The sequence below is a fragment of the Streptomyces sp. NPDC002044 genome (genome assembly GCF_040296725.1).
Classification (GTDB): domain Bacteria; phylum Actinomycetota; class Actinomycetes; order Streptomycetales; family Streptomycetaceae; genus Streptomyces; species Streptomyces antarcticus.
Map to the genome: position 1 here is coordinate 1 of NZ_JBEOXU010000182.1, position 10,057 is coordinate 10,057.

Genomic DNA, 10,057 nt, shown 5'->3' on the forward strand with positions numbered 1-10,057 from the left:
CACGCCGTTCGCGGACTGCATCGTGCCCAGGTAGATCCAGTGCTGGGCCGCCGGAAGGACCCGGCGGCCCGGGCCCGGTCCACGTTGAACACCCCGAGCATCAACGGGCCGACGGCGGCGACGCAGTCCCCGGTGGACAGCACCCCGTGGCACGGGTGAGGGCCTCGCCGTCCTGCCAGAGGTACGCCTGGCCGATCGGGAAGCGGAACATGTGGAGCCGGTCCGGGATCACCTCGACGAGATCCGTATCCATGCGCCGAACGTACGCATCCGGGCCCGCCCGGGGCCGCGGGGCTTCGCCAGGAGCGGAGTCCGCCCAGAGCGCAGTGCGTCCGGGGCGAACGGACGGGCCGGGCGCAGCCGGGCCCCCGTCCGGGGTGCCCGGCGGGCCGAACCGGGGCCGCCGGGCCGGCACACCGGGCCGGGCCGCTACACCGGGCCGGCCGGCACACCGGGCCGGCCGGCACACCGGGCCGGCCGGCACACCGGGCCCGGCCGGCACACCGGGCCCGGCCGGCACACCGGGCCCGGCGTGCCGCGGGGGTCACGCGCGCTTGGACTCCGCGTAGTTGACGAGGAACAGGGCCTCCGCCACCGACAGGCGCTCCAGCTCCTGCGGCGACACGCTCTCGTTGACGGCGTGGATCTGCGCCTCGGGCTCGCTCAGCCCGATCAGCAGCATCTCGGCCTCCGGGTACAGCGACGTCAGCGTGTTGCACAGCGGGATCGATCCGCCCATGCCACTGACCTGCATCTCCTGGTCGGGGTACGCGACCCGCATGGCCGCCGCCATCGACGCGTACGCCGGGCTGGTGGTGTCCGCCTGGAACGGCTGCCCCTGACCGACGACCTCCAGCTCCAGCCGCGCCCGCCACGGGGTGTGCGCCACGAGGTGCGCCTCCAGCAGCTTGATCGCCTCCGGGGTGTCCACGCCCGGCGGCACGCGCAGGCTGATCAGCGCGCCCGCGCTCGCGTGCACCGAGGGCGTCGCGCCCACCACCGGCGGGCAGTCGATGCCCAGCACGGTGACCGCCGGACGCGCCCACAGGCGGTCCGCGACCGTGCCCTCGCCGATGAGCCCGACCCCGTCCAGCACCCGCGCGTCGGCGCGGAAGTCCTCCTCCGGGTACTGCAAACCCTCCCACACCGCGTCCGAGGCCAGCCCGTCCACCGTGGTGGAACCGTCGGCGGCGCGCAGCGAGTCGAGCAGCCGGATCAGGGCGGCCAGCGCGTCGGGGGCGGCGCCGCCGAACATGCCGGAGTGCAGGTTGCCGCCCAGCGTGTCGATCTTCACCTTGAGCAGGGTCATCCCGCGCAGGGTGGCCGTCACGGTCGGCAGGCCGAGCCGGAAGTTGCCCGCGTCGCCGATGACGATCGTGTCGGCGGTCAGCAGCTCCGGGTGCGCCTCGGCGTACTGCTGGAGGCCGCCGGTGCCCTGCTCCTCCGAGCCTTCGACGATGACCTTCACGGCCACCGGCACGCCGCCGTTGGCCTTCAGGGCGCGCAGCGCGAGCAGGTGCATGATGAACCCGCCCTTGCAGTCGGCCGAGCCGCGCCCGTACCAGCGGCCGTCGCGCTCGGTCAGCTCGAAGGCCGGGGAGATCCAGGCGGCGTCGTCCAGCGGCGGCTGCACGTCGTAGTGCGCGTACAGAAGGACGGTCGGGGCGCCCTCGGGGCCGGGCAGGAAGCCGTACACCGACTGGGTGCCGTCGGGGGTGTCGAGCAGGGCCACGTCCTGGAAGCCCTCGACGCGCAGCGCGTCGGCCACCCAGTTCGCGGCGGCCTCGCTCTCGCTCTTGGGGAACTGTGCCCAGTCCGCCACCGACTGGAAGGCCACCAGCTCGGTCAGCTCCCGCTTGGCGCGGGGCATCAGCGAGGCGATGGTCTCGGCGATCGGATTCTGGGACATGGGCACGCTCCTCGTGGGTGCGACGTTGTTCTCCGTGTGCGCCGCCCGCATCCGCGTGGTGTGCGTATGCCGGGTACGGCGAAAGACAGTCCCGATCCTCGCACAGCAGGGCGAGGCCGACTCTCGCCGTAGGATTTCCCCGGCATCGGAGCAACCGGGTGATCAGGAGCAGCAGCACATCGTGAGCAGCGACGACGTACGCGACGCAGACACAGGCGCAGGCGCAGGAGAGGTCGCGCCGGGGGCGGGCGACGAGGTGGCCGGGGACAGCGGGGAGACCGGCGAGGTGTGGGACGTGGTCGTGGTCGGCGCGGGACCGGCCGGTTCGTCGGCCGCGTACGCGGCGGCGACGGCGGGGCGGCGCGTCCTGCTGCTGGAGAAGGCCGAACTGCCCCGCTACAAGACCTGCGGCGGCGGCATCATCGGACCGTCCCGCGACGCCCTGCCGCCGGGCTTCGTCCTTCCGCTCAAGGACCGCATCCACGCGGTCACCTTCTCGATGAACGGGAAGCTGACCCGGACGCGCCGCTCGAAGCAGATGCTCTTCGGTCTCATCAACCGGCCGGAGTTCGACGCCGGCCTGGTCGCCGAGGCGGAGAAGGCGGGCGCGACCGTCCGTACGGGGACAGCCGTGTCCCGGGTCGAACAGCACGGGACGGCCGTGCCCGACCGGCGCACCGTCGCCGTGGTGCTCGCCGACGGCGAGACCGTCCTGGCCCGGGCGGTGGTCGGCGCGGACGGCAGCGCGAGCCGCATCGGCGCGCACGTCGGGGTCGAGATGGGCCAGGTGGACCTCGGCCTGGAGGCGGAGATCCCCGTCCCGGACTCGGTCGCGGAGGACTGGAAGGGGCGCGTCCTGATCGACTGGGGTCCGCTGCCGGGCAGTTACGGCTGGGTCTTCCCCAAGGGCGACACCCTGACCGTCGGGGTCATCTCGGCGAAGGGCGAGGGCGCGGCCACCAAGCGGTACCTGGACGACTTCATCGCCCGGCTCGGCCTGGCCGGTTTCGAACCGGCCGTCTCCTCCGGGCACCTCACCCGCTGCCGCACTCCCGAGTCGCCGCTGTCGCGCGGCCGGGTGCTGGTGGCGGGCGACGCGGCCGGTCTGCTGGAGCCGTGGACGCGCGAGGGGATCTCCTTCGCCCTGCGGTCGGGGCGGCTGGCGGGGGAGTGGGCGGTCAAGATCTCCGAGTCGCAGGACGCCGTGGACGCGCGCCGCCAGGCGCTGAACTACGCCTTCGCGGTGAAGGCCGGGCTGGGGGTGGAGATGGAGATCGGCAAGCGGATGCTGACCCTCTTCGAATCCCGGCCGGGGCTGCTGCACGCGGCGATCACCGGTCTGCGCCCGGCGTGGCGGGCGTTCGCCCGGATCACCCGGGGTTCGACGACCCTGGCCGACCTCGTACGGACGTCCCCGCTCGCCCGTAAGGGACTCCACGCCCTGGACGCGCGGCAGGCGGCCCGGAGGACCGGCGGGGGGCGGAGCTGACGAGCGCCGCGCCGCCGAAGCGGCGCCGGTCGGCCTGCCGGCCGCAACGCCGACGGGACTTCGACGACACGGTCAGGGTCCGCCGTGCGGGGCCGGGGCCGGGGCCGGGGGTGAGGCTTGCGCTGGGGGTGAGGCTTGCGCCGGGCCGGCGGCGTCGGATCCGGCCCGGCGCGCCGGCGTCGGGGTCTGGGCCCCGGCCTATGGGCTGAGGGCCTCGCGGGGCCGGGCCGGGCACGGCCGGTCAGGGCCGTGCGCTCAGGGTGGGCCGGTCAGGGCGGGCCGGGCGGCGGCAGACCGGGCCCGGCGGGCGGACCTGGCAGGCGGGGCCCCGCGGGCCGGACCCGGCGGAGCGGTGGCACGGCGTCGGCTGAACCTGGCGGACCCGCCCCTGCGCGGTCTCCGTCGCCCACGCGCGCTGCGGGCCGCGCGTCGGGGCGGCGGAGACCACGCAGGCGCTCAACCAACCACCCGGCCCCGCGCCGGTGTCGCGCGCGTTGGCCGGGGTCGCTCGCAGCGCCGGCAGCCGAGCCGCCCCGTCAACAGCAGCCCTGGCCCCCGCCCTCGCAAACGTCGCGCGGCTACCGCCCGCTCGGCACGGCCACCCCGCGCACCCCGCACAACGCGTGCCCCGGGTGAATCCGGTCAGTGGGACATCGTGATGCGGAACACCGGGTGGTCGCCCGAGGTCGCCTGGAGCTCCGCGTCGGTGGACTTGGCCGTGACGCCCTGGAAGAACCGGCCCACCTCCCAGCCCCACTTCTCCAGGTAGGCGCGCAGTACGGCGGCCTGCTGCACGGGGTCGGTGATCTCGGTGACCGTGAAACTCCGCACCTTGCGCCCCACCCGCAGCTCACCGCCGCCCGCCGCCCGCATGTTGCGGACCCACTGCGAGTGGCCTCGGGCCGAAACCAGGTACTGGGCACCCTCGTACGTGTGCGGATTGACCGGGATCCGCTGCATCCGGCCGGACTTGCGGCCGCGGACCGACAGCTCGGCCGTGCCGGCCAGGCTGATGCCGAACCGGGCGAGCTTCCCGAAGAGCGCGTTGAAGCGAGTGGCGAGCGGGCCGGCCTGGACGTAGTACGGGGTGGGCGCGTTCACGATGACCTCCGGGGCCGATTCGGCAATGCGAGAGCAGTGCTCTCGCTTGAGGCCAGTGTGCACGGATCGGTGAACCTAAGCAAGAGCACCGCTCTCTCATTGGAGCGCCGATCTCTTCAGAGACTGGCGATCCACTTATTGAGCGCTGCTCTGCCCGCCTGGCACACTGACCGCATGAACACCGTGCGCGGGGCCAGGGAACGGGCCCGTATCGAAGTCACAGCCGCCATCAAGGACGAGGCGCGCCGCATGCTGGCGGCCGAGGGTGCCGCCAAGCTCTCGCTGCGCGCCGTCGCCCGCGAGCTGGGCATGGTCTCCTCCGCCCTCTACCGCTACTTCCCCAGCCGGGACGAACTGCTCACGGCGCTGATCATCGACGCGTACGACAGCATCGGCGCCGCCGCCGAGGAGGCGGACGCCCGCGCCCTCACCGCCGGTTCCCCGCCCCGCGTCCGGTGGGTCGCCGTCTGCGAGGCCGTCCGCGTCTGGGCGCTGGCGCACCCGCACGAGTACGCCCTCATCTACGGTTCCCCGGTCCCGGGCTACAGCGCCCCCGTGGACACCGTCGGCCCCGCCTCCCGGGTCGCCAACGCCTTCATCGGGATCCTTCACGCCGCTCACGGGGGCCGGGGCCTCGCCCGGCCGCCGCTGCCGGCCGCCCTGCGCCCCGAAGCCACCCGGATGACCGCGGACTTCGCCGAAGGTCTGCCCCCCGAGGTCACGGCCGCGCTGGTCGCAGCCTGGGCCCAGTTGGTCGGTCTCGTCTCCTTCGAGCTGTTCGGCCAGTTCAACCGCGTCGTCGAGGACCGCGCGGCCTTCTTCTCGTACGCCGCGGGCCGGCTGGCGCACGAGGTCGGGCTGACCGCCGTGTGACGGGAGGGGCGAGTGTGGCCCCCGGGACCGACCCGGTGAACCTGATGGAAATTCACATGATGAGGCGACAGATCGCTCTTCTGTTCCTCATACCAATGCGGGCGGTTCAGCCTTGAACGAAGGATCGTCCGTCTAGTGTTCCTCGGGTCGCCCCCCTGGGGCGCCCCTCTCGGACCTTGCCGAGCCCGCGTCGTCCGGCGCCGTACCACGCCGCGTCGTCGGGTCGACCGGGTACGTCCGGTACTCGGCCGGCCCGCTGCCTCGCGGTGCGCGGCACCGTACGACGCGGACGCGGTCGACGAGATCCGAGAGGGGCACCCCCGGACCCCGCCGCCGGAGGAACAGCAGCCATGCCCCGCGCCGTGAAGGCCCTTTCCACCGTGCTGGCCGCCCTCGTGTTCGCCGTGGCGGCGCCCTCCGTCACCGGGTGCGCCCGGACGACGGACCCGGACCGCCCGGCGACGGCCGCCGCCGCGGGCACGGACGCGGGCCCCCCGGCCGTGCGGCCGGCCCCGGCCCCCACGGCGCCACCGAGCCCCCGGGTGCCCGGCGTGCGGGGCTTGGAGATCGCGGTCCCCGCGTACGTCTGGGCCAACGACCCCATGCTGGTCGACCTGACGGCCACCGGCCCGGCCGCCTCCGTGGTGGTCCTCAACCCCGGCAACGGCGACGCCCCGTTCGACGCTCCCTGGCGGGCCCGCGCCGACGCCTTGCGCGGCGGAACCACCACGACCGGCGACCGGACCAAGGTGCTCGGGTACGTGCACACGGACCACGGCAACCGCGACATCGCCGCCGTCATGGCCTCCGTCGACAACTACCTGAAGACCCCCGACGGCCGGCTCCACGTCGACGGCATCTTCTTCGACGTCGTCAGCCGCGAGTGCGGCCCGGACAACGTCACCCGTGACCACTACGCGGAGCTGCGCCGCTACGTCCAGGACACCATGCACGCCGTCGACCCGGCCGCCCCCGACCTCGTGGTCAACAACCCCGGCACGGCCATCGCCGACTGCTACCTGGAGCCGGACCGCCGCACCGCGGACGTCTTCGTGACGTACGAGGACACGTACGCGGCGTACCACAGCGCCGGCTGGCTCGGCGGCAACGTCTACAACCACCTCAGCGGCTACCGCGCCGGCACCGAACTCGACCCGAGCGGAACGGCGTTCTGGCACCTGGTCCACGGGGTCCCGGACGCCGGGGCGATGGAGTCCGCGCTGCGCACCGCCTTCGACCGCGGCGCGGGCTACGCGTACGCGACCGGCGCCGGGATGCCCAACCCCTGGAACACGGGCCCGCAGTGGAAATACCACGCGCAGACCACGTACGCGGCGACCCTCGGCTAGGGGGTGTCGTCACACTCGTTCCTGCCGTGCGGTGCCTGGTACGCAGGCTCGCCGCGTTGTCGGGATCGCCCGTGTACATCCGGTCCACGGGCGACCCTGCGCCTTGCGAGCGCACGCACCGGACACCGCACGGCCCGCCCTGCGGGCGTACGAAACGACTTTGACGACACCCCCTAGGGCCGCGACCCGCCGTCGTCCTCCTGACGGCGCGCGAAAGGCCACAGGACGCGCGCGGCCTGGAGCGTGAAGACCGTCGCCCCCACGATCGCGCCCGCCAGCGCCAGGGCGCGGTGGGCGGCGGGGGAGGAGAACGCGAGGGCGCCGCTGTACACCGCGCCGAAGGACACGGCGGCGACGAAGGACGCGCTGACGAAGGCGTAGCCGATCTCGACCGTGATCGCGTCCCGGTCCGCCTGCGTACGTCGCCCCATACGTGCAGTGTCACAGCGTGAGGCCGCCGTCACAAGAGTGCCCCGGCCCCCCCCCGCGTGCGGCCCCCGGGTGCGGCGGCCCGCGTGCGGCCCCCGGGTGCGGCGGCCCGTCAGATGCCGGACGTCTCGGCCCACAGCCGCGCCAGCGCCGCATCGCCCGTCACCCCCGGGCCCGCGAGCGGGAGGCGGTTCCACAGGGCCGCGTACAGCCAGCCCGCCGTCCCGGACAGCTCGCAGTCCGCGACCCCCTCCACGGCGCCGGGCACCGTACGGGCCGGCTCCGGCGACAGCCGTACGGTCCACACCGCGGCGGTGTCGGCGGCCCGCACCCGCAGGACGCGCGGCTCCGGGGTCCGCACCCGGCTGCGCGGCCGCGCGTGGAAGCCGGTCAGCAGCTCGTCCACCCCGTCCTCCGCGAACTCCGGCTCCACCGCCGAGAACGCGAGCCCGAGCGCCGACTCCGCGTCCATCCGGTGCACGGCGGTCTCATGGGCCTGGCGCCGCGCCCAGAACGCCAGCGGGGACGGCGCGGCCGTCGGCAGGAACGTCCAGCACTGCACGTCGGCCGGGGCCCCGGTGAGCGTCCGCACCAGCGCCGCGTGCCCGTCGCGGAACCAGCCGGTCAGCTCCGCCCCGGTCAGCTCCGGCGCGTCCGGCAGCGGAACCGGCTCCAGGCGTGCCTCCCCGACGTAGCCGGCCGCCCAGCGGTGGACGGCGCCGGTGTGCCGCAGCAGGTCGGCGACCCGCCACCCGGGGCAGGTGGCCACCGGCGCGTCCGTACCGGCGCGCTCCGCCAGGTCGGCCAGGAGGAGGCCCTCCCGGTCGAGGGCCTTCAGGTATGTGGTGATCTCCATGCGGGCGAGTCTCCCAGCCGGTTCGCGACAATGGGGGTATGGACGGCGAACTCTTCCCGCGCGAGCGGACCGTGATCGCCCCCGGCGCCGTGCACGTCCCCGACTGGCTCGGTGCCACGCGCCAGCGGGAGCTGATCGAAGCCTGCCGGGGCTGGGCCCGGCCGCCGGCCGGGCTGCGCACCGTACGCGTTCCCGGAGGCGGGACGATGACCGCCCGGCAGGTGTGCCTCGGGCTGCACTGGTACCCGTACGGATACGCCGACACCGCCGTGGACGGCGACGGGGCGCCGGTGAAGCCGATGCCGGACCGGCTCGCCGCGCTCGCGCGGGAGGCGGTGGCCGCGGCGTACGGCGCCCCCCTCGCCGGCGGGGAGACGTACGACATCGCGCTGATCAACTTCTACGGCGGCGACTCCCGCATGGGCATGCACCGGGACGCCGAGGAGCGTTCCCCGGCCCCGGTGGTCTCCCTCAGCCTCGGCGACACCTGCGTGTTCCGCTTCGGGAACACCGCCTCGCGGGGACGCCCGTACCGGGACGTCGAGCTGCGCAGCGGCGATCTGTTCGTGTTCGGCGATTCGAGCCGACGGGCCTACCACGGGGTGCCGAAGGTCCTGCCGGGTACGGGCCCGCACGGCCTCGGGCTCACCGGGCGGCTCAACATCACCCTCCGGGTCGGCGGCCTCGCGTGAGCACCGGGCGTCCGGGGCCCTCCGATCATGCGAGGATCGCTGTCATGAACGGCAACGGGGCCCCGCCGCGGGTGGGGGACGTGACCACGCCATCCGCGTCCGGCACAGCCACGCGGACCAGGCTGGAGCGGGGCCGCGGCGCGCTCGGCCCGGCGCTGGAGCTCGTCCACACCGGGCGCGCCCCGACCCGGGCGGTCCTGACCGCGGAACTGGGCGTCACCCGGGCCACCGCCGGAGCCGTCGCGGCGGAGCTGGAGGCGCTCGGGCTGATCCGCGTCGACTCCCGGCCCGGCGGTGCGGGCGGTACCCAGGGGCGTCCCTCACACCGGCTGTCCGTGGCCGAGGACGGCCCGGTGGCACTCGCCGCGCAGGTGCACCCGGACGGTTTCCGGGCCGCCCTGGTGGGCCTCGGCGGGCGGATCGTCGCCACCACCCCCGGCAAGGTGATCGTCTCCGCGGATCCGGCGCAGGTGCTCGGCGCGGTGGTGGAGGCCGGGGCCGCGCTGCTCGCGGCGAGCGGCCGACGCTGCGTGGGCGCCGGACTCGCGGTCCCCTCGGCGGTGGCCGAGCCCGAGGGCACGGCGCTGAACCCGCTGCACCTGGCCTGGCCGGCCGGGTCTCCCGTACGGGCCATCTTCGCGCGGTGCGTGAAGGCGGCCGGGATCGACGGCCCGGCCCTGACCGGCAACGACGTCAACCTCGCGGCCCTGGCCGAGCACCGCCACGGCGCGGGCCGCAGCGCGCAGCACCTGCTGTGTGTGGCCACCGGGCACCGCGGGGTCGGCGGGGCGCTGGTCCTGGACGGCCGCCTGCACAGCGGGAGTTCGGGCCTGGCCCTGGAGGTCGGACACCTCACCGTGAACCCGGAGGGGCGCGCCTGCCACTGCGGCGGCCGCGGCTGCCTGGACGTGGAGGCGGACCCGCTGGCCTTCCTCACGGCGGCGGGCCGCACCCCTGGCCCCGAGGTGTCGCTGCTGGCGCAGGCCCGTGACCTGCTGCGGGAGGAGTACGCGGAGCCGGCCGTACGTGCCGCGGCCGAGGAACTCATCGACCGGCTGGGCCTGGGCCTCGCGGGGCTGGTGAACATCCTGAACCCGGACCGGATCATCCTGGGCGGCCTCCACCGGGAGCTGCTGTACGCCGACCCGGAGCGGCTGCGCGCGGTGGTCGCGGACCGCAGCCTGTGGGGGCGCAGCGGGGGCGTACCGATCCTGCCGTGCACCCTGGACCACAACAGCCTGGTGGGCGCGGCGGAGCTGGCGTGGCAACCGGTCCTGGACGACCCGCTGGGCGCCCTGGGCGCGGCGGCCTGAGGGCCGGGCGGGATCGGGGCGGCGCTGCTGGCGCAGCTGGACCAGG

10 protein-coding genes are annotated in these 10,057 nt (G+C 74.9%); 5 read left to right on the forward strand and 5 right to left on the reverse strand.

The features are described 5' to 3' along the window. Window positions 1-100 precede the first annotated feature (100 nt). Both ABT106_RS28535 and ABT106_RS28540 read right to left on the reverse strand, forming a co-directional pair. Window positions 101-253 (reverse strand): hypothetical protein, encoded by a 153-nt coding sequence (locus ABT106_RS28535; protein WP_351282969.1) that lies wholly within the window; start codon window positions 251-253, stop codon window positions 101-103. A 291-nt stretch (window positions 254-544) separates the two neighbouring features. Continuing rightward, window positions 545-1,909 carry a dipeptidase gene (locus ABT106_RS28540; protein ID WP_351282971.1) on the reverse strand — a complete coding sequence of 455 codons (1,365 nt, stop codon included), beginning with the start codon at window positions 1,907-1,909 and terminating at the stop codon, window positions 545-547. A gap of 256 nt (window positions 1,910-2,165) precedes the next feature. Here ABT106_RS28540 and ABT106_RS28545 point away from each other — a divergent pair, with 256 nt between their 5' ends. Next, window positions 2,166-3,398 (forward strand): geranylgeranyl reductase family protein, encoded by a 1,233-nt coding sequence (locus ABT106_RS28545; RefSeq protein ID WP_498008580.1) that lies wholly within the window; start codon window positions 2,166-2,168, stop codon window positions 3,396-3,398. 642 nt (window positions 3,399-4,040) lie between these two features. Here ABT106_RS28545 and ABT106_RS28550 read toward each other — a convergent pair. Next, the gene (locus tag ABT106_RS28550) at window positions 4,041-4,499 is read right to left on the reverse strand and encodes a nitroreductase/quinone reductase family protein (RefSeq protein WP_351282976.1); all 459 of its coding nucleotides are present in this window, start codon (window positions 4,497-4,499) and stop codon (window positions 4,041-4,043) included. A 174-nt stretch (window positions 4,500-4,673) separates the two neighbouring features. Here ABT106_RS28550 and ABT106_RS28555 point away from each other — a divergent pair, with 174 nt between their 5' ends. Together ABT106_RS28555 and ABT106_RS28560 are read left to right on the forward strand one after the other, a co-directional pair. Further along, window positions 4,674-5,372 carry a TetR/AcrR family transcriptional regulator gene (locus ABT106_RS28555; RefSeq protein ID WP_351282979.1) on the forward strand — a complete coding sequence of 233 codons (699 nt, stop codon included), beginning with the start codon at window positions 4,674-4,676 and terminating at the stop codon, window positions 5,370-5,372. Window positions 5,373-5,722: 350 nt separating this feature from the next. Beyond that, window positions 5,723-6,721 (forward strand): spherulation-specific family 4 protein, encoded by a 999-nt coding sequence (locus ABT106_RS28560; RefSeq protein WP_351282982.1) that lies wholly within the window; start codon window positions 5,723-5,725, stop codon window positions 6,719-6,721. Between the two features lie 173 nt (window positions 6,722-6,894). Here ABT106_RS28560 and ABT106_RS28565 read toward each other — a convergent pair whose 3' ends face one another. Together ABT106_RS28565 and ABT106_RS28570 are read right to left on the reverse strand one after the other, a co-directional pair. After that, on the reverse strand, window positions 6,895-7,152 hold the full coding sequence (locus ABT106_RS28565; RefSeq protein WP_351282985.1) for a DUF6332 family protein: 258 nt from the start codon (window positions 7,150-7,152) through the stop codon (window positions 6,895-6,897). Between the two features lie 110 nt (window positions 7,153-7,262). Next, window positions 7,263-8,006 (reverse strand): maleylpyruvate isomerase family mycothiol-dependent enzyme, encoded by a 744-nt coding sequence (locus ABT106_RS28570; RefSeq protein ID WP_351282987.1) that lies wholly within the window; start codon window positions 8,004-8,006, stop codon window positions 7,263-7,265. 38 nt (window positions 8,007-8,044) lie between these two features. Between ABT106_RS28570 and ABT106_RS28575 the strand changes: the two genes are divergently transcribed. Beyond that, window positions 8,045-8,698, forward strand: a complete 654-nt coding sequence (locus tag ABT106_RS28575) for an alpha-ketoglutarate-dependent dioxygenase AlkB family protein (RefSeq protein WP_351282990.1) — start codon at window positions 8,045-8,047, stop codon at window positions 8,696-8,698. 44 nt (window positions 8,699-8,742) lie between these two features. Next, window positions 8,743-10,011 (forward strand): ROK family protein, encoded by a 1,269-nt coding sequence (locus tag ABT106_RS28580; RefSeq protein WP_351282992.1) that lies wholly within the window; start codon window positions 8,743-8,745, stop codon window positions 10,009-10,011. The last annotated feature ends 46 nt before the right edge of the window (window positions 10,012-10,057 follow it).